The following is a 23,884-nucleotide window of genomic DNA, read 5'->3' on the forward strand; positions in this document are numbered from 1 at the left end:
TGAACAGAGTTGAACACAGTTTTTACCTATTCGTTCTATGGTTTAGCAGCACTTTTACTGCTTTTCTCTTTTTTGAAAGACAAAAGAAAAACACTATTATCCTTAAAAAAGGCGTGGAAGATGTTTACAGGCGTCCTGCCGCAATTTGTTGCTATCCTGCTTTTTGTTGGGGTGGCGCTTGCGGTGCTTTCGCCGGAGACAATCAGACGCATGATAGGCGAAGAAACGGGTTTTATCGGCATGCTCTTAGCTTCGCTTGTTGGTGCGTTTTCGTTAGTACCCGTTATGATTGCTTTCCCCATTGTTTCGGAACTTCTGAAAAGCGGCGCGGGCATAATCCAAATGGCGGTATTTGTTTCTACGCTCACTACGGTTGGGCTGATCACGATCCCGATAGAGACAAAATATCTGGGTAAGAAAATAGCCGTTCTTCGGAATATGCTTGCATTTGTATTTTCCTTTATCACAGCTTACCTAATGGGGGTGTTGCTCAAATGAAAACAGCGATAAAAAAGTATTGGTTTTTATTTGTAATGGTGCTTTGTAATCTCATCATTTGGCTCTATGACCCGGAGATTGGAAAAACAGCATTGGCCTTTAGCGGAAAGAACTTTATCAACTTCCTCTTTATACTTACGCCTGTATTCATCTGTATTGGCCTGATGGACGTATGGGTTGAACGTGAAAAAATGATACGAATTATGGGAGCGAATTCCGGTGTGAAAGGTGTTGCCGTAGCCATATTGTCTGGAACGATAACAGCCGTTCCCATATATGCGCTGCTGCCTGTTGCCGGGGTACTGTTGAAAAAGGGCTGCAGGATTTCAAACGTGCTGCTTTTCCTATGCACAAGCGCCAGTATCCGCATTCCTTTACTCCTTTTTGAAATATCCTCTTTGGGTGTGTCCTTTACACTGATACGGTTTGGGCTAAATCTGTTCGTCATTTTTGCGATTGCCTTTATCACTGAAGGGCTGTTATCCGATAAGGATAGAAAGGAAATCTATGAAAATGCAAATAACCTGTAATACAAATTGTCAAATTACTACTAGCGTCCTTTGGCATCGACCATAGCTAATCATTCATTCTCTTGCGCCGTTGTTGTTCTCTGCGCAGGAATACGAGGCCGGCTCGAAGGAAGCTCTATCTGGCTTTTATAGGGGCCAGGAATATACGTCCTTTACTGCATCATATAGTATTTTTTCTCTGAATTCTGCCAGAGGAATAGGCCAATGTGGGCGGATATATGTATTCCCGCACGTTGGTCAGCAAGATATTCGTCTATTAGGGGGCCGGAGATGCTCAAATTGTCGAGGTCGCATTGACACAGCTTAGAAATGTAGGCGGCTCCCCGTTTTGGTCCTGGTATGGGTTCGGAAGCCGCTGCTGCTTCCTACTGAGTAGGTCCGGCGTGCTGGCCTATACCGGGCTGAAGGTTGAGACGAACACGGAATATACTCCGCAAGGTCTGGAGATGATTCTTGGACGATACGCTTTTCAGTGCCGGATCGACGAAAAAGCGTTTGTCCACGGCAGGGGACACCGAAAGACCAGGGAGCAGAGATATTACGAGAAGCTGAAAGAATACACGGAGAAACTGAAAGAATATGTGAAAAAGATCCGGATCTGCGGTCCGGAACGCAACAGCTATTCCAAAACGGACCATGATGCCACGTTTATGCGGATGAAAAAGGACTACATGGGAAACGACCAGCTGCTCCCGGCATATAACATTCAGATCGGGGCAGCGGATGAATATATAGCGGTCATCGACGTGAAGCAGTACCGCTCGGATATGGACTGCTTTGTGCCGTTGATGGAGAAATTTAGGGAACTGTATGGGTTTTACCCGAAATATCCGGTAGCAGATGCGGGATACGGCTCGTACAACAATTATATTTATTGTCAGGAACACGGGATGGAAAAGTACATGAAATTTCCGATGTACAAAAAAGAGACAAAAGATAAAGAATATCATGAGAACCCGTTTCGTGCGGTGAACTTTAAGCCGGGCCCGGATGGGACCCTGATGTGCCCATGGGGAAAGAAGTTCCATTTTGCATACAGGAAAGCAGTAAAAGGGAACCGATATGGACGCCAGGAAGAGTACTATACATGTGAGGACTGTGGAGGATGTCCTTATAAGGAACAATGTAAAAAGACAGATAAGAACCGTATGGTGTGTATGAACCGGGAGCTGAGCTGTATGCACCAGGAAGTAGTCGAAAACCTGGAAAGTATCCAGGGAGCGCTGCTGCGGATGAACCGTTCGATACAAGCGGAAGGGACGTTTGGAATCATAAAGTATGACCAATGGTACAAACGTGTGGTAAGAAGAAAGCTAAACCGAGTGAGTCTGGAAATATATTTGGTATCAATAGGCCATAATCTCTATAAATTCAGGAATAAAAAGAAAAGGGCTGCTGTTGCGGCATAAAAAAGAAGGGCCCGCTTTCTATGGGGGTAAGGGGGAGGTATATGCTTTTTTAGGAAAGTAACAGACTTCTGGATCAAAAAGTGGGAGGGCTGTGGGAAATAGAGTCCATCTACTCGAGAGTATGAAAGTTTTTCTGTAAATAGCTATTAAGCATTAGGTCTTCTATGATAAAATCTATTATCATAAGGAGGCCTATTATTATGGCAAGAAGAGAAAAACAGCCCGTACACAAAGTAGTCATGACGGAGGGGAAAAGGAACATCGTCCATCAGCTCCTGGAAGAGTATGACATCCAGACTGCGGAGGATATCCAGGAAGCCCTCAAAGACCTGCTGGGGAGCACCCTGAAGGAGATGATGGAAGCGGAGATGGATGAGCATCTCGGCTATGGGAGGTCAGAACGGTCGGATTCGGATGATTACCGCAATGGCTACAAGCCCAAGCGGATCAACAGCAGCTTCGGGAGCATGGACATCCAGGTGCCCCAGGACAGGAAGTCCACGTTTGAACCCCAGGTGGTAAGAAAGCGCCAGAAGGACATTTCCGGCATTGACCAGAAGATCATATCCATGTATGCAAAAGGCATGACAACCCGCCAAATCTCGGATACCTTGATGGACATTTATGGTTTTGAGGCTTCGGAAGGGTTCATCTCGGACGTGACGGACAAGATACTGCCGCAGATTGAAGACTGGCAGAACCGCCCGCTGGAGGAAGTCTATCCCGTGGTCTACATCGACGCAATCCATTATTCCGTGCGGGAGGACGGGGTAATCCGCAAGCTTGCCGCCTATGTCATCCTCGGCCTTACGCTGGAAGGTAAAAAGGAAGTCCTGAGCATACAGATCGGGGAGAATGAAAGCTCCAAGTACTGGCTCTGCGTTCTGAACGAGTTGAAGAACCGCGGTGTGAAGGATATCCTCATTCTCTGCTCGGACGGGCTCACGGGCATTAAGGAAGCCATAACGGCGGCATTCCCGAAGACGGAGCAGCAGCGCTGCATCGTACATATGGTACGGAACACGCTGAAATACGTCTCCGACAAGGACCGGAAAGCATTTGCCACGGACCTGAAAACCATCTACCATGCCGCAAACGAGGAAAAGGCGCTGGAGGCGCTGGAGAAGGTGACGGAAAAGTGGACGCCAAAGTACCCCAACTCAATGAAACGCTGGCATGACAACTGGGATGTGGTATCCCCCATCTTCAAGTTTTCCATGGAGGTCAGGAAGGTGATCTATACTACCAACGCGATCGAGAGCCTCAACTCTACCTACCGGAAGCTCAACCGCCAGCGGAGCGTGTTCCCGGGCAGCACGGCGCTCTTAAAGGCTCTGTACCTGGCCACGTTCGAGGCGACGAAGAAGTGGACCATGCCCATCCGCAACTGGGGGCAGGTCTATGGGGAACTGTCCATTATGTACGAAGGCAGACTGCCGGAATAAGAGCGCACAGGCATAGGTGTACACCTATCCGGAAAGGAGCTTTCCATGTATGGATTTTCAAAATACGATGCTCAGGACAGGTACGACAGCTATAATACTGTACAGGTGAAGTTAAAACTGAATATGAAGACAGATGCAGATATCCTGGCCTGGGTCAGACAGCACAAATATGGCAGGGACACTTCCGTCCAAGGGGCCATCAAGGCCCTGATACGGGAAGACATCGCCAGAGGCCAGGCCGATGGGACACAAGGTTAATCCCTCTGCATTTTACATTCGTTGGCTGTCTGCAGCTCTGACAGGGATTCCATGATAGACAGGTAATCGATCCCCTCCACAACAGTCCCTGTGCCAGGGTCAAACAGTTCATCGTCTGCGGTGGCTTTCGGGTCATAGGATTTCAGTTCACTGTCATACCAGCTATAGATATCACTGTATAAGTCGGCTGCATGATCCAGCAGGGACTGCAGTCCATTGATCTTTGCCCTGATATCTTCAGGTACAAAGGGATCGTCTGTTTTTAGCTTCATGGCACACCTCCTGATGTTTTCCTGTAAGAAGTGTACCATAATTTGATGGGATTTTCCAATACATCTTGACAGAATCCAAAAGCATCCGTATAGTAAAGGTAGGTGGTCACGACATCCACCTACCTTTCTCATTAACTTATCATAGAAGATCTCAATTTACAGACTTTTTTTCATACTCTCATCTACTCTATTTCTTCACAGCCCCATCGAAGGTTGCAACCTCTACATATAATCCCATATGCTATACTGCTTTGTTTTCTCTACGTTTTTATAGATTGTTTTATAATTTTTTTCCTGTCCCTGTTCTTTCACATATCTACTTATGATTTGCTCATTCCCATGTTCACTCACCGTTGCTACGTAATAGCCATCTGTCCAGAATTCTCCTCCCCACAATTTTTTCTTCACTTGTGGACATTTCGCGAACACCTCCCGGGCTATGATGCTCTTCACTATTTGGATGATTTTTTTTGGACTATATGCAGGCACTGACTGGATAAGAAAATGTATATGGTCTTTATCTGTACCTACTTCCAAAAATCTTATTTCATACCTTTCCTGAATTCCCTCACACGTTTCTTTGATTACCCTATCTACATCTTCATCTATTACTACTCTTCTATATTTTGCTGGACATACGAAATGATACATGAGTACTGATACATTGTGTGACTTGCGTATTGTTTCACTCATCGCACAATTTCTCCTTTCCTTTTTCCTCTAGTATATCACTTCCTCCATGTCTTGAAAAAGTTTGTTACGCAGCAAGCTGCGGGGAATTAAACCCTCTTTTTGATTAAACCTTCTTTTTGATTAAACATTTCATCCAACAGCTTACTCCGGGCTGACATATAATCTTTCTGCGTCTCTCCTCCGTCTATCAGGAAATACCGCTTTCCAGAGAGGAACTCTTTCAAATCCACTTCAGGAACCTTATATTTCCCGGCAAGATTTTTAAGTTCATCCTTTAGTCCCATTTGACGCAACTTACTGGCTGTCTCGTTAAAATCTTGAATATTCTTAACCTTTTTATATAATTTTTCTATCATTGTCATACTCCTTTAAATTCAGCCGGAGAATTCACCATTCCCCGGCTATACTGACTTTATGCAGCATTATCTATGCTATCCAACTCTTCATCTCCGGAACTTTCTGCCTGCTCCATCTTTCCTTCTCCTTTCCGCTCGTCCTCTTCCTGTTCCATCAACGCCAATAACGCCAAAATCATTCCCTTACACCAGCTATTGTTCCATTTATCAATGAACATCTGGATTTCTTCTACCACTTGTTCCCATTCCTCTTCAGTAAGTTCTCTGCCGCAATACTTCTTATAGAATCCATAGCTTTCCTGCATTGCGCTATTATAATCAACCAAAAGTGCCTGGTCCAATCCTCCAATCAGCGCCAGAAATAGTGGTTCCCCCTGGTAGACATCATCCAGCGATTCTAAAGGCAGCGGTTGAGTACCATTAAGAAACACAAACATATCATTGAACAGATTTTTTACTAACATAAGATGGTCCATTCTTTTCCTCCTTATGAAGCCTTCAAATCACCGATTCTTAACTGGCCAACAATCTGCGGGCTATTTTTTTTCGATTTCCTATTTGATGGCCGGCGCTTTCTTTTCAAAATACGCCTTTTACAGTTAGCCAGGTCATCATACAGGCTTTCCTGGAAGCTCACTCTCTTCATCTGCAAGTAGGCATCTTCGCAAATCGCTTCTTCCAAACTTTGTACATGACACAAGAGACGGTAAGCCTCACTGTTTTCTTTGTCCTCATTATCCAAATGTTGGATATGGTCTGCTAACCATAAATAATCCTTATTATTTCGGTATTCTTCAAGCGCACGAATTGCGGATTCTTTAATTTGCTGGCAATTCGCCATGTAATCCACATCCATAACCGGAGGAAGGGGAGCATAATAACATTCTGGGTAATCTGCCTCAACGAAGGTATTCTCAATCTGCCTCATCATTGCTTCTATTCCACTGCGCAGTCGATTTAAATATTCTCCGTCAGGCACATCCGCCTCCGGGCACCCCCTTATTTTCCACATATTCCACCGGTCATACAGAGTTTGAAGCCTTTCCCCAAATTCGTCCGCCAGCCTTTCGTAGTCTGCCTCCTCCATCTTCCCTCCTTTCCAGTTTGGACAAACCAAAGCTTCCAGTTTCTCATCGCTGATGATAAAGCCGCATATAAACCCGCTTCTTTGTACGGTGCAGCCATAACGGTAGCGTCCACTCAGCCTTCCTTCTGTTTCCTCTTTTTTATTCAGATCAATATTGTGGCAGTTCCTACACGATTGTTTTTTCATTTGGTCCTCCTTCTTTCGTTATACGTACATTACGGCCGTATTGGGTGCTTACGTGCAATACGTTTTACTCCACTCATTGATGTCTTTTACGAACCCAGTGAAGTGACTAAGCCGCCATGTCGATAAAATCCTTTAGCTCCATCTGACCTGCAACCTGTTTATCTGTTTTTTCATTTCCATACATCCACCAGCGGAACACACTCTCACCATCCTTCCAGTTTCCCTTAGATTTTCCACTGGCGGTACGAGCCTTTACCATACGGTCAAAGGCTCTTATGTAAGCATCACGGTACTTGGGATATCGCTCAAATTCCCGTTCCCGGCTTCTTATGCTTGCCAGAGGGCAACCGATGCACCCAATCCTACAAAAGCCTTGGTCATACAGACAGCAATAAGGCACCTGATACTTACGGATAAAGCACCAGATGTCCTCCTCTGTCCAGTCGATGATGGGATTTAATATTCTTTTTCCCTTCAAGCTGCATATTTCTAATTTTCTACGGTCTTCCTCGTTATCACAATTTAGATAAATAGCCCCTTTCTTCTTATGAATCTCTAAGAAATCCCGGTTGGCTCTTTTCCTGCTTTCTTCCCAGCGGACTCCGGTCACCGTAAAGGCTCCCTCGCCCCCTCCTTCTTTCAGCACTTCACAACAGTAGCGTGCTGTACGCAGCGGCGGCATCTGCTTCTTGACAATCAAATCCCACATGGTCAGCTCCGGATACTCAACCTTGACATCTGGAAATGCCTCCCGTATAAACCGCACCAGCTCCGGAGGATCTACTGTTGTCAAATGATAATGTGCCTGAAACTTCACATGGGCCATCTTTGCAAGCACATAAAGCACAACACTGTCTTTTCCGCCGCTGAAGGCAAGGTAATAACCATCCTTATGATACCGGACCGCAGCATCTTCAAACATCTGAAACAACTGGATTGCCCGTTTTACCTTATCTGAAAAATCATCAAAAAGTCTGTATTGTTCCATTCTCTCCCGTCCTTCGCAATTATTCTGCTATTGACGGAAAAGCCATTCTTTCCGGTGTGTCTTTTTACGCCGCTAACCGCTCTTCTTTCAAGGCCTCGGTCCGCAGTAACCTGGCCTTTAACGGCAACCAGGAGTTTTCTCCGGGAAATGAGGGAATGGAACCTTTTTAGATTTCAAATGGGATTGTTGCATACGCTATGGGCTTTATTTTAAGAATTTGTGCATTTAAAATACGCCGGTATGGACATATACGGTTTAATTCCTCTACCCAGTCTGAGAATATCATTTCAATCTCCAGGTCCAGATCATCATGCTCCAAACGCAGCAGGATATATTTATAAGCCTTTCGGTAATTTCCCCGCACAGTTACATAGGAATACTCTACTTCATATAACGGAGCTGTCAGCCGTCCTGTCAGGAACTGTGTAGGGTGGAGCTTTTTGATGAATTCCCGGTACTCTTCTGTTGCCGGAAGATTCCCTCCAACCCCAATCTCTGCAAACGAGGCGATATCTGCAAATTTATGAATATGCATAAACCTCTCCTATCCTAATGAAAGTCACCTTAAATGCATATAACCTTATCCTCAGCGGAACAATATCTATATGCATGATTGGATAACCGTTCATCTGCCGGAACTTCCTCTGCATTAATGGACTGTATCAAATCCGCCAGTTCCTGAGAAACTACAGCATCTTCAACACCCAGGGTCGGAAACAGAATCACTTCATCTACACTATAAGGAATGATTAAGAAATCCTTTCCCACATGTAATTCACAGTATCTCATGAGCCCGGGATAGAGTAAGACTTCGGCACCCCAAAAGTGAATCCGGTTTGTTAACACATACATCATGTCCGTTATTTTCATAAGCACTGGTGGATACTTATTTACCATATTGACCAATGCTCTCTGATACAATTCCTCTTTGTCCACAGACCAATAGTTCAAATGTTTATTTGTTATCATTAAGGTTGCTGCTATTTCTTCTGTTTCTTCACATAATGATAAAAATATAACGGATAAATCCAGATATGGAATGTTTGGGATGTTCTCCAGCATAGAAGCGTTGTCGTGGGTATTTACCAGTTTACACATGATTTTGTCTTTGATTTTCTCAAAACTCATATCATTTACAATCTCCTGCATACCAGCCGGTATATCTGGCGCCGATGCATAGCATTCCAGAATCTCATCAATAATCGCTTGAAGCCCTGTTCCTTTTTTGTAGCACTCAAAAAAATCTTTCAAGTGAATAGAGGGGCGAAACTGCTGCCCCTCTTTTTCAATGCACAACTGTGTCTGGACTATGCCATTGTTGATAACCGGTTTCAGAACATGCACATGGAAACCGGCCCCTAATCTTTTGGCTACTTCAGAGCTGACAGCTTCGGCAAATTTTTCTAATGTCATCATGATGTGAATCTCCTTTTCAATTTAGAATTTCGTTTCACAGTGGAATGGTCACAGTTTAAAATATCTGCGATAGCCTCTATACTGTAACCCTCGCTTCTCAGTTGCTGTATAACTTCTTTTCTCTCCTTTCTTGTTGACACCCGCACAATTTTGGGATGCTTCTTTTTTAAGATTTTTTGGGAAATCGGATTATTCAGGCCATGTTCATACAGAAACCGGGCCTCCCTTGCATTGACTCCCATTAAGATTGCAATGATAAGGCAATGATATCCCTCCGGATTGTAAGAATCTCTCATCCGCTCCCTCCTTTCCGCCTTCTGGCTTCTTCCTCCTTTCTGCAATCGAGTAGGAGGCGGTGATTAACCGCCGTCCTCTCACAGCACCGTACGTACGGTTCTCGTATACGGCGCTTTCAATAGTTGGTGTGCAGAGACTGATAGGCTGCGGCTAAGTCATAAAAGCCCCAGTTTATCAGTCTTTCTTTACTTAATGCCCAGTTGACCGCCTTGTTTCCGGCATTGAACCAGTATCCCTTGCGGTCGTAGGCTATTGTTGCCGCATAATGGCTGTCTACTCCCAGTCCTATGAGTTTCCTCATTCTGGTTTTGGGCAGTCTCCACTGTTTCCAGATACACATCCGTATCCGGCGGTACAACCATCCATTCAGGCTTTCGATGTTTTTCTTCATGTCCGCTATCCCATAGTAGTTCAGCCATCCTCTCATGTAGACTTTTATCTTTTCCTTGGTTCGGATGATACTCCCGCACCTGCTCCGGGAAGTAAGCCTGCGCAGTTTCTCCTTGGCTTTCTTCCATGACGTTCCATGGACACGGATATAGGTCCCTGTTCCGTTCTTCCCAAAACAAAAACCAAGGAACTTAAAATTTTGGATTGCGAACACACTGACCGTTCGGCTCTTTTCCCGATTCACTCTCAGTTTCAGCCTTGCCTCCAGATATTTCGTGCTGGATTCCAGCAGTCGTTCTGCCGCCCGTTCGCTCTTTGCCAGCAGTACGATGTCGTCTGCATAGCGGATACACGGTACGCCCCGTCTGTGGAACTCCCAGTCGAACTCATTCAGATACGCGTTTGCTAAGAGTGGGGATAGATTTCCTCCCTGCGGGGAGCCTTCCTTCGTTTCTGTCACAACACCGTTTTCCATCACTCCACTTTTCAGGTACCGCTTCACCATCTGCACCACTCTTTCGTCTTTTACTTGTTTCCTCAACAGGTTCAGCAGTATCGTATGGTTCAGCGTATCAAAGTATTTCGATAAGTCGAGAACTACTGCCCTCGTGTATCCCTGTTCGATATACTCCTTTATCCTGAGAATGGCGTCTTTTGCTCCTCGTCCCGGACGATAGCCGAAGCTGTCTTTCGAGAACAATGGTTCGTAGATTGGCATGAGCTGTTGAAGCATTGCCTGCTGGATGATACGGTCTATTACGGTGGGGATACCAAGCTTTCGTATCCCTCCCTCCGGCTTCGGAATCTCCACACGCCTGACTGGAGATGGGGTATACTTCCCCTTCCTGATTCTCTCTACCAGTTCATAGTTATTCTCCCTCAGCCATGGTAACGCCGCTTCAATGGTCATTCCATCCACTCCCGGCGCTCCCTTGTTTGCCTTCACTCTTTTGTAAGCCCTGTTCAGATTTTCCTTGTTCAGTATCTTACTTAAGATGTCTGGCTCTGCACTGTCTCTTTCCTTCCATATCCGGTTGAATGAGCGGTGCGCTCTCACATACCCTTTGCGTTCCGCGCTATCTCTTTGCGAGCAGCTTTCTCTGTTTTCTGTACCCATCTGCCCATTCCTCCTTTCCCTGTCGTACTAAAGACTCCTATTGATTCGGTCCTTCACTGAAAACAGCTACTATGACCTCTGCTGACTTCTGTACGCTCAGCATTACCTCTCGGCAATGGTTACTCCTTTCAGAGCATTCCGTACAGACCTCCCTGGGTACCACACGTTTCTTTCCCTCCATCTATCTGCCGCATTTACTGTACACGATTCCGTGTAGCTATCGGGCTTCATCTTGTGTTGCAGACTTACCCTCATGTACAGCCTTCTATACGGTTTCTGTCCGTCAGACCAGAGGTTTGCCCATGGGTTCGTTCCCCACATCCGGCTTCCTTCAGATTTGCAGTCACCTGCAACACCCTTGCCTTCGGCTATATCCTTCCCGCTACCAGGTGGATTCAGGACTTTCACCCGTTAGAAACGTGCGCCGCCAGGCGCACAACAAATCGAGTAGGAGGAAGGCGATTATTTCGCCTTCCGACCTCTCACACCACCGTACGTACCGTTCGGTATACGGCGGTTCAATCAACTTAACATGTAACAGCCTTTTCGGCGTAGTAGTCTTCCATGGATACAAGACCAAACTTAGCTAGTCTCTCTTTACTGATACAAATGTGGAGATTCCAGCTTCTGCACACTCTGGCATATCCTTTGGCATATGAAATGCCATGTGCCGCATTTGGCGGCAGACCAAGTTTGATAAGATTCTTTTCCCTGTTCTTTGGCGTTTTCCAGTGTTTCCATATGCACATGCGCAGTCGATACCGAATCTGTCCGTCCATTTTTGCGCACAGCCTTTTCATGCTTCCGATTTTGAAATAATTTATCCACCCTCGGATAAGCCGGTTGAGTTTCCCAATTTTATAACCATTGCCCACTCCCCAGCTCCTGCTTGTATATTTCTTCATCTGCGCCTTGAACTTTGCTGCCGCTTTCGGGTGTGGTCTGGCTTTGTACCCTTTGGCAAATGAGTCATAGTAAAATCCAAACCCCAGATACTTAATGCCCTTTGGTTTATCAACCCTGCTCTTTTCCGCGTTCACTTTCAGTCCAAGCTTTTCCTCTATAAACCGAGCCACGCTCTTCATTACCCGCTCTGCCGCCTGTCTGCTCCCGACCATTATAATAAGGTCATCTGCATACCGGACGAAATCCAGCCTCCTTGCTTCCAGTTCTTTGTCCAGCTCATTTAACATGATATTTGCTAACAGCGGCGAGATATTTCCACCCTGCGGTGTGCCGACTACCGTATCTTCATACTCATCATCAATCATTACGCCGCTGACCAGAATCTTTCTTACCACCGATATGACATCTCCGTCCTTTATTGTCCGTCCGAAAATCGTCATCAGCTTGTCATGGTCTACTGTGTCAAAGAATTTCGCTAGGTCGATATCCACTATCCAGTTGTGTCCGTCATTCATCATTTCCAATGCTTTAAGGACTGCCTGCTGTGCACACCGCTTGGGTCTGAATCCATAGCTGTGGTCGTGAAACTGCTCCTCAAATATCGGGGTAAGCACCTGTGCCACCGCCTGCTGTACAAAGCGGTCTACTGCTGTTGGCACTCCAAGATTTCTTGTACCACCATCGGGTTTGGGTATCTCCACCCTGCGGACTGGCTTCGGCTTATACTTCCTCGTCCGCAACTGTTCCTTAATGTTTTCGCCGTTTTCCGAAAGATATGCGCCAAGTTCTTCAACGGTCATCCCGTCCACGCCTGCCGCTCCTTTATTCCTTACGACTTGCAGATACGCCGCATTTAGATTATCCCTGCTTAATATCTGCTCCATGAGACTGCTTGTGTCCATGCGTTGTTTCCTTTCTGCCCCTTTTGCCTTTGCCGCCTTTGAAGTCATCGACAGGCGTATGCTCCGGCTACGAAGTGGAACGTACTTCAACTGATTGATTGTTCAGCCCTTCGCTCCGTCCCCATTACAGGAACTTCCTCACTACTATGGCTTCTGCTGACTTCTCACAATTCGTTGTTACTACGGCTAATGAGACCGCCTGTGAGACCTCCCCAGTTAAGGTGCGTGTTCTTTTCCTCCATGTACCTGCCGCATTTACTCGTACTTCCGGCAACCTTTTGGACTTCAGTGCCTTTTGCCACCTTATCCGTATTTCCGAGCCTTATATGCGGTTCCTGTCCGTCAGGTCAGAGGTTTGCTTACAGCTTCTTTCAGATTCCGTCTCACGGCGGACACCCTTGCTGTTCGGCTATGTGCTTCGTTGTTGCCTACGCGCACTTGGGACTTTCACCCATTAGAAAACGCCCATGCTGGGCAAACAAAAGAGACACCAAAACAATTCATTTTGATGTCTCTTCATTCCCGCAGCACAATAGCTGCTCTTATTCTGTTACTTCAAAAATCATGCTTCCAGTTAAACACCGGAACAAAAACCATTTGTAATCTTTGGATTACATAAATCAGCTTTCTCACTCATTTTACCACCATATATAGTTTTTGTCAACTTCATTGCACTATATATTGTGTTGTTCTCCTGCCTGTTCCAGTACCAGTTGTTCCAGGCTTTCGCTGATATAAAATCCGTTCTTTTTCATTTTTTCGAGAATGGAAGCAATCTCCGGGATAATCCCCTCTCTCTTGGCTTTCAAAAGGACTCCGATTGTTCCGGTAACTTTTAGACCGAGATATTTTGCTGTTTTTTTAGCAGCATTGTCATCTATCACGACTAAATCGTCCGCTGTCCCCTCCTGGGCCAGAATCATGACTTCCACTTCTCCATCGTGAAGCTTCGCCTTATACATCTTTTTATCTGACTGGTTTGCAATTTTTTCCACATGTATCCAATTCAATGCAGTCTTTAATACCTGACATGCCGAATCGTCTTTCTCTGTCACCTCACGGTACACAGCCTCCGGGATACAAATCTCTGCATAGAGCGCCTTCAGTATATCCAATAATCCAATATTACAAAGTATAATGATGGGGGTGGAATTTACAATCACTCTACGCATTCTCCAGTTCCTCCAAAAACTCTGCGTTATTGTCAAACTGGAAAATACTGACCTTCCGCTTTCCCAGATATTTAATAAATTCTTCTTCTGTCATATCGGCTATCTGGGCACAGTATCCTATGGACACATTATTCTGCGTATAATATCCTACTGCTACCATACATCTGGCAAATGCAGCGGCCTCCTCCTCACTCATATGTGTATCATACATAACTGCATCCGGTATGCGGATTGAGATCTGGCACATAGAAGCCCTCCTTTCTGTTCCAGACAATTTATGCTTTTACAAATCTAATATATCATATCTGCCCTTCTTATTCAAGCAAACAACTTTTACAGGGTCTTTAGCCTGGGCCTTTAGAACTAAATCATCCTGCCTTTTTCATAGGTTCCTCATCTTCCCTATGGATACAAGTGAGCAGTCTGTCGGCTGCTCCCTGTATCTCATTCTTTAAAAGACCATACAAGCTGGTAAAGTTTCCGATCCTGTTTTCCCGAAATGCATACTCCATCTCAAATGCGCGTATATAAGCGTCTGTCTTGCAAAATAGGATAAACAGGTCTTTATCATTGATGTACAGACTGGCTTTCTTGTCACAGATATAACTGTTCCTTTTACAATACCGACCACCATTGGAATTTTTCATTGCAATGCCGCGTCCGTTTTGTATTTCTACAAACCATGGGTAATTACGTTTATTCCCCTGGGAATCAGTATCATACCGGACAATATTAAGTTTTGTGACAATACTGTAACCCTCCTTATCTGGATTACCAAAAATCTTTTCCTGGGGATAATCAAATTCCCACAGATGATTAAAGAGCGCCGAGTATATGTATTTAGCTTCTTCTGGGCTGATATTGGCATAGACACTCACTGTATTATCCCCTGTTCCTTTGCTGTAATCCAGCATATTAAGACGGATTAAGGACCTTTCCCCAACTTCTGACACGTCTCCGGACGCATGGATATGAGCCGGAAATAAATATGACGCTGGTTTTAAATTATCCATGAGCTCTAACAGTGCCTTATCTGTTTTATACACTGCAATCTGACCGGATACTACGTTAGACCAGTCCCGTTCTTCCCTTTCTGCCATATGTCTCCTCCTCTATCTGATGAACCGGGCGATGAGACCTGCCAGTTTGACTGGCATTGTATTGAAATCTGCAATATTCAGAAATCCATCTTTGTATATTTCCTCAATCATCTTACGGTCATCACCGATTGCTGCGGAAAACAACTTAACTCCTCTTTTTTCCAGGCTATATTTGGCTTCTTGCAAATCTGCTTTTGCAATTTCGCCTTTATATCCTTGGGCATAAGGCTGTCCATCGGAAATCATTAATAATATTTTTATATCCTCTGGCCGGTTTAGCAGTTTTTGTCCTACAAATCTAAGTGCTACTCCATCTCTATTACAATCATAGGTACTAACACTCATGATTCTTAAATAATCCTGATTGTCTACAGAATCAAAATCTGCAAAAGAGTAAATGTCTACCACTTCCGTATATCCCGTATCATGGGTTGTATGGCCATACAGCATAACCGGTATTCCCAGATTCCGGCAAAACGTATACATGACAAGACCCGCTTTTTGTGCAGACTCAATCCTGCCACCGGATGACATAGAACCTGAAAGGTCAAGCAGAACCGCAAATGCGATTGAAAATCCATCTTCCGGTTTTATTGTTTTTTCAAAAATCTTATCATCTAGCCGGTACAGATTTCCACGGCTTAAACGTTTCCCCATGTAAAGACCTGATTGCGTACCTCCCTCCAGCCGCTCCAGCACATCTTCAAGCGATGCTTCCAGCCGTTTTGTGATTCGGTTTATTTCTGGAGCAATCATTTTATATTCTTTTTCCAATCGCAGGGGAACTGTTGTCATCCGGTGCATTTCAATCACTGAATCTTTGTGGATACCGTCCAATTTAAAATCTGCTGCCTCCTCCTCCAGATTCCTTTTTAAATCCGATTCCTCATCCTGCAGAAACTTCTCCTCTGCTATTTTCTGCAAAAGATTAGATAATGTCTCATCTATCTCCGTTCCTTCCTCTGTTTCCTCTTCTCCTCCTTCCTGCCTCTGCCCATCTCGCATTTTCTCAAGTGCATTTTCTAATTCTTCGTTCTTACCGTTCTGATTTTGAGATTCCGGTTCCCCTTCCAGCTCCCCGTCCCAGCCTTCAATTTCCTCTTCCACTTCATTCTGTTCTTCCGAAGCACCGATGGTCTCTGAAAGTGCCACCCATAACATTTTCCGATTTAAATACTCCTGAATTTTCTTACTCAGTTCTTCCTCCGAAAGCCGGTTTATTTCATTTTTCAGGCTCTTTGCCGCTGTTTTAATGGCCTGTCTGATGTATTTCCACAACTTTAGCATCAGGCGGTTCGTAGCATAAAAGCGAATATCCGGGTCAGCGCTTACCACTGCCTCATCAATGATTTTACGGCAGGAATTTAAGCGGGAACAATACTGTTTATCATATTCTTTTTCTGCCTCTGTCCTTCCGGCTCTGGCATAGCGGAAAATCATATCCAGCATAATGGTCAGTCCATCGCTCTTTTCTGCCTTACGCGCTTCCTGCGTTGGAATATGATGAATGATAAGCGCAGCATTACGTTGAATTCCATTTTGAATACTGCCTGGATACTTCTGGCACATAAAACTTTCAATATACACATCTTCCAGTACGTTATTTATATCCGAACATCTAAGATGGCCGCATTCAGCATAACGGACAGGTATGGGGCAAGTTCCCTGGCCGTTGCACACATAATCCCAATTTTACTTTCTTTACCCAAATCTTTATTCATAGTCTGCTCCTTAATCACTCATTGTCCTTATTCATCTGCCCCTGTGACTTCAACAATCAAACGCCTGCGTCCCTCCTGCATCCGCTTTTCAGCATTTTCAAACCAGTTTTCTTCCGCATACTCCCGGAATGGAAGCAGCGTTTCCTTTCCCTCCTGTACAAACGGATAAAACAGTTCCAATGTTTCGTTTTCCGGAGAAATTTGTGCAACAAATTTTGTTTCTATCCTTTCCGATTCCGGTTCACTATTCATTTCCACGATATATCCATCGATGATTTTCCCTGCAGCCTCCTTTTCCTCAGGCGATTCCAGTTCATCCCTGGCCTGCAGCATTCCCTGGATCAATGGATCATCTATAGGTTCCCTGACCCGCTTCCAATCTGCCTGGAATGTCATTCTCCGGACCACATATCCATCCTTTTTACTCTCTTCCGTAACAAAGACCTCACAGTTCTCCAGGTTATAACATCCCTTCTGGGATTCCTGCATAATACTGGTTACCTGCTCTGCTATTTCCGAATCACAGCTGTCAACAAACGCTTCCTCTTTCGTACATCCTGCCAGACACATGGCTGTCATGATTAAGATTATCCCGAATTTAACCCCTGCTATGTTCAATTTCTGTTCACTCCTTTTCATTTTCATCCTCGAAATCTGCATCTGGTAAAGGAGCATCTCTGAAATCTGCTATGTAAAAATCCGCTGCCTGCTCCATCTGCACCCTGTACCGGGCAGAATATTTGTCATATACAGCGCATACCAGCATTCCGGCCTGCTTTGCGCTTTTGACAGCCAGCAGAACATCCTCGAAGACCAGACAGTGCTGAGGGGCTGCCCCTAACCTCTGCGCCGCAAGTTCAAATACATCCGGATACTCTTTTCCACGTTTTACTTCATCGGTGGAGCAGAGAATATCAAACAATTCCAAAACAGAATTATGTTCAAGGCAGGGAAGAAACAATTCTCCTGGCAGCCCTGTGGCAACCGCCAGTTTCATGCCACGTTTTTTAAGCTCGATAAGATATTCCAGGGCGTATGGCGACAATTTCACATGATGGGCATATTCATAAACTGCCATCTCATTCCATTCCCTGATGATATCCTCCGATTTTTCGGAAAGTCCAAACAGGTCTATTGTATACTGCGCCGCTTCCTCAAAGCTGCGGGCACAGATTTCAGTCACATAATCTGCCGGAACCGGCAGTCCACGCTTCTGTAGAAAACAAATATCAATCTTCTCCCAGACATCCATCGAATCAAGCAGCGTACCATCCAGGTCAAAAATTACGGCTTCAAACCTCATATTTGTCCTCCTCACATAAAAATGCGGCTGAAATATCAAACAGGAAATGAACTGCCATACACAAATACAATGAACCTGTGCTGATATACAAGAATCCGAACAATATACCCAGAAGCCCTGTTTTTATCACGCCTTTGATACCTTGATAAAAATGGGCTGCCCCAAAGCAGGTACCTGCCAGAGCTGCCAGGAGAAACGGCGATAATTCCGGGAAAATTCTCCTCAAAACATACAACAAAAATCCCCTGAATACAATCTCTTCGCAGATACCTGCTGCCAGTGCCGTTGCAGTAAAATAGCTCTTCTCCCGCCTGGTTCTTGGAATAAGTCCGTTTACAACACGATCATAGACTTTCCCTGAATGTGTTTTTTCCTCTATCTGTTTCGAAACAGAGTCCCTGTAGGTCGGATTTATCAAAAACACAGCTATTTGAAAAATAAATACCGTACCCAGCAGACCACATAAAATCCATGTGCCAAACGCCAGATACCTATGGCTTCCTTGCAAAAAGCTGATCGGTCGGAAGACTGTTTCCTCCAGGGTAGCCGGTCCCATAACAATAAGTAACATAACAACACCCCCGGAAGCCACATTCCACAGAAAGGAAAACCGGTATCTTTGTATCCGTTTTTCTTCTGACAGCTCGTCCCCTTTTAATTTTTCTATCGCCGCATACCCTGCATATGCTGTTACAATAAGGTAGACGATTACACTCACAAATAAAATGATATCCATTGTTCTTCTCCCCACAATGCAGCCTACTTCAAATAAGCAATTCTCCATTGCCCGACTCTTTTCAAAAAATCCCTTTCCAGGCCGTCCGGGTCCAGCTTCCCGGCTGAAAGCATCTGCCAGAGACTGTGAAACAGATAGCTGTCAATCTCCTCCAGCAGCATTCCCACGTCAACACCCGGGCGGAACACGGAAAGGTCCACGGACCCCAGCAGCTCACCTGCTGCATCTTCATATACTTCTTTATATGACTTCCCGGTTGCCTCCCTGATTTCCAAAGGTTCCGCAAAAAGGGCCCGTATGGAAAATAAATATTCATCAGGGGCCGTTCTCATAAACTCACATCTTGCCAGAATCTTTTGGGTCATGATTTCAAAAAAATCCGTTGTTTCCCTGTAATACTTTAATTCTATTTCACAGGATATCCTGTTGATATTCTCCCAGAGGTATAAATACAGCTCTTTCTTATTCTGGAAATAGTGGAACAGCAGAGACTTTGATATCCCGCCGGCAGCCGCAATCCGGGACATGGATGCCTTTTTGTAACTGCTGTTGGCAAATACCACATACGCAGCATTTATAATCCGCTTCTGCTTTTCTTCCGGCAGCGTAAAAAATTTCCCGTTCATCGAAACCCCCTGTATCTGTTTTTTGTCTATAGTTTTCTCAGCAGTGAGGGTCCCTGTCTGGTAAGGATCACGATACATACCGCCGCAAACAAGGCGAATACCCCTATGGGCAGCGCCAGCGCAGTCCAGGGAGCTGTTTTACTGCCCAGATAATAGAATCCCGCTGCCACCCCCAGTACCGCCATGGAAGCGAACATTGCCAGTACCGTGGCCATAGACTGCTTGATAACGACCGTTTCATTCACTGCGTCAAGCTTCGGAAAGCACAGGCCCATAAGCATTCCAAAGGCAGCATGCCCTACGGCGAAAAGCAGTGTGGCAATGAGCAGCACCGCCCCCTGCCACAAAGGAAAACCAAAAGCAATCGAAATACACATCCCGGCAATTACAGTACAGGGCAGGGTCAGCAGAAGTTGAAAGCCAACCTTAACCCAGAGCAGGGACCTTTCCTCTATGGGGGATTCCCGCAAAATCCACAGGTATTTTCCTTCCAGACTGATGGAAGGCGCAGTGATGGGACAGGTGCAGAGGCAGAAACCAATCACCGCTGCCGCCATAGGAAGCAGCGGTAAAGGATACCCGGCCATTTCCATATAAGCTAACAGTTTATCTCTCATAACCAGGGAGGCTACCCCTGCGGCCAGCAGCATAATCAGACCGATACCGGCATTCCAGAAGTACATGGGTGTACCAAAAAAGCGCTGCATTTCCTTTTTCAGCAAAGCCTTCTTCTGTCCGGAGGCAGTCTGCGCCGAGAGTTTGTAATTGCTCTGTACGGATCGCTCGGCAAAAGCAGTCACGGCCTGACGGTATCCCCGGCCAAGGCCGATTACCACCAGGGCAAAAGGGAACACGCAGCACAGGACAAAGGCCAGCAGCAGCCTCCCGTCTCCCATAATGCCTTCCCCCATCCACAGCATGGGCGCCGCCCAGGTAAGGGAGTTTTTCACTCCGGCGGCATTCTCAGCAAGACTGTTTATCATACCGCTTAGGTGAAACGAGAAATAGAACACTGCTGCCATGAATATTCCCATCACAATATTCTGTCCCAATGCTCTGCGGGACACCCGAACAGACAGAAAGGCGACCAGCGCCCCCAACAATACGGACAGCGCCGTATCCAGCAGCGGAAGGGCCAGCACCGAGGTCCCCAGCCGCATCCAGAACAGCAGGCTGTACCCCACACCGTTCTGTGTCATAAAAGTACAGATTACCCCGGCAGGAACCAGTACGAAAATGGCAAACAGCAGGTTCTCCAGATAAATGGCGGTTACCCGGCTGGCCATCAGCATGGTTGCGGGCACCGGCATACTCAGCAACAGGTCATTGTCCTTTCCGCCAAATACCACGCCCTTCACCGCAAAGGTGGTAAACAGAAGCCCGCCCACCAGTGCGGCCATGCCCATGAATACAAATACCAGCACTTCCATATTGGATGGCGCCAGCGCCTTCATCAGCATATAACTGTAAAGCCCGGACAGATACAGCCCCAGAAAGGCAATGAGAAAGACCGCGCCCAGTCCTGTAGCCGCTTTTCTCTTACTGCGTCCCCTGGAATTGGTTAAGGAAAGAAGCATGGACCGGAGGCTGACGTTCAACAGGACAAAAAATTTTTTCATCGCTCTCCCTCCAGTTCTAAAAATACGCTTTCCAGGGAGGAATCCCCCACCAGCTCTGCCGTGGGACCGCTTTGCACCAGTTTCCCGTTTTTGATAATGGCAATCTGATCGCACAGCTTTTCTGCCACTTCCAGTACATGAGTGGAAAAAAATACCGCTGGGCCGCCGGATAAAAGCGGAAATCAAAGCCAGCTTCTGCCGCATCCCATGGGAGTAGCTGCCAATGGGGGAGCCCAGATTGTCTGTGAGTTCAAAAGCATCGGAATATTTGCCAATGTCGGCAGTGCGCTGCTTGGCAGAAATGTCATACAGATCGGCAATGAAATTGAGGTAATCAATCCCTTTCATAAACTCATAGATGTCCGGGTTGTCCGGCAGAAAAGCGGTGACACGTTTCGCCTGCACAGGAGCCTTCTTAATATCGTGGCCGTCAATGGTGATGGTGCCTTCGGTAAAGTCCATCACCCCGGCCACAGCCCGAAGTGTGGTGGTTTTGCCTGCTCCGTTATGGCCGATGAATCCATAGATCTGACCGGGACGGACATGCAGAGTCAAATCATCCACCGCCTTCTTCCCGCCGGGATAAGTTTTAGAATAATGTTCAATGTGAAGCATTGGTAAACTCCTTTCGTAACTCCGTTTCATTCAACATGTTTGCTGATTTTATTCCAGGTAACGGCAATGCTGCTAATGTCAATATAAACATTATGGTCACAAAATACAGGTATCATTCTTATATCGCATTCATAGCCAGTTCTCCTGATTATGAATCACAGTTTTAACCTTCACTCTACATCTTTTTCAAATGTTTACTTCATTTCATCCCTATTTTCAGTGTTTTGATTCCGATACGGCATCTTCCAAAATTCCAGTACCAGAAGGCTCGCCTTTTCAAAGATGCTGCTCAGCTTCGCTTTTTCTGCCCCGGAAATCCCCCTGCATTTCCAATCCGCGAAATCTGACCACTCCTGGCATCCTTTTGCATAAGAATCATCCGCATAGTCCTCGATAAAGTCCCAGTACCTGGAATTTCTGCTTGTCGAACTGATGGCCAGCCTGCGGAAGATATAGCTGTAGCTCATCATGCAGGGGAGTACTGCCATCAGCATTTCTTTCCCATCTCCACCCTCTGCCGTTTCCAACAGGAAGTCAATGTAATCCTGGTTTTCCGGTAACGGCATGATATGCTCCATATCCCTATCCGTCATTCCCAACTGCTCCAGGTATTGAAGCCTCACAGCAGATTCTGTGTCCGTAACAAAGCTCAGGATGGAATAATATAACTGAATCTCCTGTAAGGTTTGAGCATGGTAGATCATTTTTCCATAAACCCTGGCATAGTGCTTTAAATAAATACTATCCTGTATCATGTAATTTTTGAAACATTCTATCGGCATTGTTCCCGCCTGCAGATCCTGTATAAAGGGTGTTGCAATACATTCCTCCCAGATGGGGATATTCTTTTCCAGTATTTCCTTCATAAATGACATGCCCTTTCTCCTCCTGTATTCTAACTGCCCATTTCTATGCTTTTAAAGGAAACTGCGCACTGCGGCGTAAAAAATTATAGGATAATAACTTGCCCTCTCTGATTCACTTTCGTTATATTATCACCCCATTGACCAATTTTGAGAAGACCCATTCCTCTTTATCGATCAGCTATGCTTAATGTTTCAACAACAACACTGCCTCCTCGAACAATTTCAATTCGATTTGCATAGCATTTCTCCAGTAACGCGATCAGAGCATTATTACGGTTTTCTGTATGCACACTTTCAATCAGCACTGTCGCCGGGGAATAATCAATAATCGATACCTGAAATACTTGCGAAATCTTGAATATCTCGTCAATATCCCGATCCGAGCAGTTATTTATTCTTACAAACATCAGCTCTTTCATATGAATAGCAATGTCCGTGTAATCAACTACCTTAATTACCTCAATACATCGGCCCAGCTGCTTCTTTACCTGTTCAAATGTTCTGTCATCACTGGTTAAGCTGATTGTCATACGGGAAAGCGTTCTGTCCTCGGTTGTTCCCACGGTCAGGCTGGCCAGGTTATAGGACTTTCCGGAAAACAATCCCGATATTCTGGCAAGAACCCCTATATCATTTTCAACAAATAAACAAATCCATCTCTTTTTCATATTCCCTTATCCCCGCTTTCCAGTATCATGTCGTCCAAAGCATTGCCGGGTGGAACAATCGGCATAACATTTTCCTCTGGCTCAATGATAAATTCAATGACAGTAGGTACTTTTAACGTGTTTTTTCCTGTTTCAAGGGCAGCGGCAATCTCATTTTCTTTTGTTACGCGGATACCGTTTGCCCCGTAGCTTTCCGCCAATTTAAGGAAATCCGGCGTATATTCCGGGCAGCACTCTGTCGGGGCATTACAGCTACTGGGGCAGCTTTTTCTGTACCGCATACAGGTGCTGGAATAACGCCTGTCAAAAAAACATTTCCTGCCACTGCCTGATCTGCCCCAGCCATTCCTGCGTATCTAATTTCTGCGCTTTTTCAAGCAATGCCAAAAGAGCCGTTTTTGCGTCCGCAACAATGGGAATATCTACCTCTATATTTCTGGAAATCGAAGCGGAGTCTATGTCTATATGAATGATTGCCGCATGGGTGGCAAAGTGTCCGATTTTTCCTGTTATGCGGTCATTAAACCTCGTCCCGATAGAAAAGAGGACATCACAATTACTGATCGCTGTATTCGCCGCGTAGCTCCCATGGATTTCCAGATTCCCGATGTACAAGTCATGGGTTGTGGGAATTGCCCCTTTTCCCATTATGGTAGTAATAACAGGAACCCCTGTCATTTCTGCAAGCTTCAGCATTTCCGAATGTGC

General features: G+C 45.5%; 26 protein-coding genes and 3 pseudogenes. 5 read left to right on the plus strand and 24 right to left on the minus strand.

Going from position 1 to position 23,884, the window contains the following annotated elements; translation table 11 throughout:
• The first annotated feature begins 9 nt into the window (after nucleotides 1-9).
• From LA360_RS08695 to LA360_RS08715, 5 genes and pseudogenes are all read left to right on the plus strand, one after another.
• Complete coding sequence (locus tag LA360_RS08695; RefSeq protein WP_089776627.1) at nucleotides 10-498, plus strand: permease; 489 nt, start codon at nucleotides 10-12, stop codon at nucleotides 496-498.
• A complete protein-coding gene (locus tag LA360_RS08700; RefSeq protein WP_022201206.1) occupies nucleotides 495-1,028 on the plus strand; it encodes a permease in 534 nt (177 codons plus the stop codon). Before LA360_RS08695 ends, LA360_RS08700 begins: the two co-directional genes overlap by 4 nt.
• A gap of 386 nt (nucleotides 1,029-1,414) precedes the next feature.
• Nucleotides 1,415-2,437: pseudogene (locus LA360_RS08705) on the plus strand (transposase); the annotation flags it as partial.
• 239 nt (nucleotides 2,438-2,676) lie between these two features.
• Nucleotides 2,677-3,882: an IS256 family transposase gene (locus LA360_RS08710; RefSeq protein ID WP_173876956.1), complete on the plus strand. Its 1,206-nt coding sequence runs from the start codon at nucleotides 2,677-2,679 to the stop codon at nucleotides 3,880-3,882.
• A 45-nt stretch (nucleotides 3,883-3,927) separates the two neighbouring features.
• Nucleotides 3,928-4,140 (plus strand): hypothetical protein, encoded by a 213-nt coding sequence (locus LA360_RS08715; protein ID WP_002583243.1) that lies wholly within the window; start codon nucleotides 3,928-3,930, stop codon nucleotides 4,138-4,140.
• Here the strand turns inward: LA360_RS08715 and LA360_RS08720 are convergent.
• The 24 genes and pseudogenes from LA360_RS08720 to LA360_RS31115 form a co-directional block, all read right to left on the minus strand.
• Nucleotides 4,137-4,412 carry a hypothetical protein gene (locus tag LA360_RS08720; RefSeq protein ID WP_002583244.1) on the minus strand — a complete coding sequence of 92 codons (276 nt, stop codon included), beginning with the start codon at nucleotides 4,410-4,412 and terminating at the stop codon, nucleotides 4,137-4,139. The two genes, LA360_RS08715 and LA360_RS08720, sit on opposite strands and share 4 nt — an antisense overlap.
• A 222-nt stretch (nucleotides 4,413-4,634) precedes the next feature.
• Nucleotides 4,635-5,105 carry an IS200/IS605 family transposase gene (gene tnpA / locus LA360_RS08725; RefSeq protein ID WP_057571327.1) on the minus strand — a complete coding sequence of 157 codons (471 nt, stop codon included), beginning with the start codon at nucleotides 5,103-5,105 and terminating at the stop codon, nucleotides 4,635-4,637.
• Nucleotides 5,106-5,191: 86 nt separating this feature from the next.
• Entirely contained in the window at nucleotides 5,192-5,461 is a 270-nt protein-coding gene (locus LA360_RS08730) for a hypothetical protein (RefSeq protein ID WP_057573192.1), read from the minus strand.
• Between the two features lie 56 nt (nucleotides 5,462-5,517).
• Nucleotides 5,518-5,937 carry a hypothetical protein gene (locus tag LA360_RS08735; protein WP_002591452.1) on the minus strand — a complete coding sequence of 140 codons (420 nt, stop codon included), beginning with the start codon at nucleotides 5,935-5,937 and terminating at the stop codon, nucleotides 5,518-5,520.
• 11 nt (nucleotides 5,938-5,948) lie between these two features.
• Nucleotides 5,949-6,548 (minus strand): hypothetical protein, encoded by a 600-nt coding sequence (locus LA360_RS08740; protein WP_225537471.1) that lies wholly within the window; start codon nucleotides 6,546-6,548, stop codon nucleotides 5,949-5,951.
• Nucleotides 6,549-6,840: 292 nt separating this feature from the next.
• Nucleotides 6,841-7,722, minus strand: coding sequence for a phosphoadenosine phosphosulfate reductase family protein (locus LA360_RS08745; RefSeq protein WP_089775177.1), 882 nt, complete (start codon nucleotides 7,720-7,722; stop codon nucleotides 6,841-6,843).
• Nucleotides 7,723-7,888: 166 nt separating this feature from the next.
• Nucleotides 7,889-8,257, minus strand: a complete 369-nt coding sequence (locus tag LA360_RS08750; RefSeq protein ID WP_089775175.1) for a hypothetical protein — start codon at nucleotides 8,255-8,257, stop codon at nucleotides 7,889-7,891.
• A gap of 29 nt (nucleotides 8,258-8,286) precedes the next feature.
• Nucleotides 8,287-9,138 carry a DUF5688 family protein gene (locus LA360_RS08755; protein ID WP_057573194.1) on the minus strand — a complete coding sequence of 284 codons (852 nt, stop codon included), beginning with the start codon at nucleotides 9,136-9,138 and terminating at the stop codon, nucleotides 8,287-8,289.
• Entirely contained in the window at nucleotides 9,135-9,434 is a 300-nt protein-coding gene (locus LA360_RS08760; RefSeq protein WP_039892437.1) for a helix-turn-helix domain-containing protein, read from the minus strand. The genes LA360_RS08755 and LA360_RS08760 overlap by 4 nt, the downstream gene beginning before the upstream one ends.
• A 116-nt stretch (nucleotides 9,435-9,550) precedes the next feature.
• Nucleotides 9,551-10,942, minus strand: a complete 1,392-nt coding sequence (gene ltrA, locus LA360_RS08765) for a group II intron reverse transcriptase/maturase (protein ID WP_225537472.1) — start codon at nucleotides 10,940-10,942, stop codon at nucleotides 9,551-9,553.
• 527 nt (nucleotides 10,943-11,469) lie between these two features.
• Nucleotides 11,470-12,750 carry a group II intron reverse transcriptase/maturase gene (gene ltrA / locus LA360_RS08770; RefSeq protein WP_002578445.1) on the minus strand — a complete coding sequence of 427 codons (1,281 nt, stop codon included), beginning with the start codon at nucleotides 12,748-12,750 and terminating at the stop codon, nucleotides 11,470-11,472.
• Between the two features lie 674 nt (nucleotides 12,751-13,424).
• A complete protein-coding gene (locus LA360_RS08775; protein WP_057572619.1) occupies nucleotides 13,425-13,922 on the minus strand; it encodes a PIN domain-containing protein in 498 nt (165 codons plus the stop codon).
• A complete protein-coding gene (locus tag LA360_RS08780; protein WP_057572620.1) occupies nucleotides 13,915-14,169 on the minus strand; it encodes a UPF0175 family protein in 255 nt (84 codons plus the stop codon). The genes LA360_RS08775 and LA360_RS08780 overlap by 8 nt, the downstream gene beginning before the upstream one ends.
• A gap of 121 nt (nucleotides 14,170-14,290) precedes the next feature.
• Nucleotides 14,291-15,022, minus strand: a complete 732-nt coding sequence (locus LA360_RS08785; RefSeq protein WP_006775503.1) for a hypothetical protein — start codon at nucleotides 15,020-15,022, stop codon at nucleotides 14,291-14,293.
• A gap of 12 nt (nucleotides 15,023-15,034) precedes the next feature.
• Nucleotides 15,035-16,183, minus strand: a complete 1,149-nt coding sequence (locus tag LA360_RS08790; RefSeq protein WP_225537473.1) for a cobaltochelatase CobT-related protein — start codon at nucleotides 16,181-16,183, stop codon at nucleotides 15,035-15,037.
• Between the two features lie 587 nt (nucleotides 16,184-16,770).
• Entirely contained in the window at nucleotides 16,771-17,361 is a 591-nt protein-coding gene (locus tag LA360_RS08795; RefSeq protein WP_138262828.1) for a hypothetical protein, read from the minus strand.
• Between the two features lie 7 nt (nucleotides 17,362-17,368).
• Nucleotides 17,369-18,046, minus strand: coding sequence for an HAD family hydrolase (locus LA360_RS08800; RefSeq protein ID WP_057572622.1), 678 nt, complete (start codon nucleotides 18,044-18,046; stop codon nucleotides 17,369-17,371).
• On the minus strand, nucleotides 18,036-18,782 hold the full coding sequence (locus LA360_RS08805; protein ID WP_057572623.1) for a CPBP family intramembrane glutamic endopeptidase: 747 nt from the start codon (nucleotides 18,780-18,782) through the stop codon (nucleotides 18,036-18,038). Before LA360_RS08805 ends, LA360_RS08800 begins: the two co-directional genes overlap by 11 nt.
• A gap of 23 nt (nucleotides 18,783-18,805) precedes the next feature.
• A complete protein-coding gene (locus LA360_RS08810) occupies nucleotides 18,806-19,408 on the minus strand; it encodes a TetR/AcrR family transcriptional regulator (RefSeq protein WP_057572624.1) in 603 nt (200 codons plus the stop codon).
• Nucleotides 19,409-19,434: 26 nt separating this feature from the next.
• A complete protein-coding gene (locus LA360_RS08815; protein ID WP_057572625.1) occupies nucleotides 19,435-21,027 on the minus strand; it encodes a hypothetical protein in 1,593 nt (530 codons plus the stop codon).
• Nucleotides 21,024-21,642: pseudogene (locus LA360_RS31110) on the minus strand (ABC transporter ATP-binding protein). The gene LA360_RS08815 and the pseudogene LA360_RS31110 overlap by 4 nt, the downstream one beginning before the upstream one ends.
• A gap of 194 nt (nucleotides 21,643-21,836) precedes the next feature.
• The gene (locus tag LA360_RS08825) at nucleotides 21,837-22,517 is read right to left on the minus strand and encodes a thiaminase II/PqqC family protein (RefSeq protein ID WP_112483028.1); all 681 of its coding nucleotides are present in this window, start codon (nucleotides 22,515-22,517) and stop codon (nucleotides 21,837-21,839) included.
• Nucleotides 22,518-22,675: 158 nt separating this feature from the next.
• Nucleotides 22,676-23,176: an acetolactate synthase small subunit gene (ilvN, locus tag LA360_RS08830; protein WP_089775157.1), complete on the minus strand. Its 501-nt coding sequence runs from the start codon at nucleotides 23,174-23,176 to the stop codon at nucleotides 22,676-22,678.
• Nucleotides 23,173-23,884, minus strand: a pseudogene (locus LA360_RS31115) (thiamine pyrophosphate-dependent enzyme); the annotation flags it as partial. The pseudogene LA360_RS31115 and the gene ilvN, both read right to left, overlap by 4 nt.

Origin of the sequence: Enterocloster clostridioformis, from assembly GCF_020297485.1 — a bacterium.
Classification (GTDB): Bacteria; Bacillota; Clostridia; order Lachnospirales; family Lachnospiraceae; genus Enterocloster; species Enterocloster clostridioformis.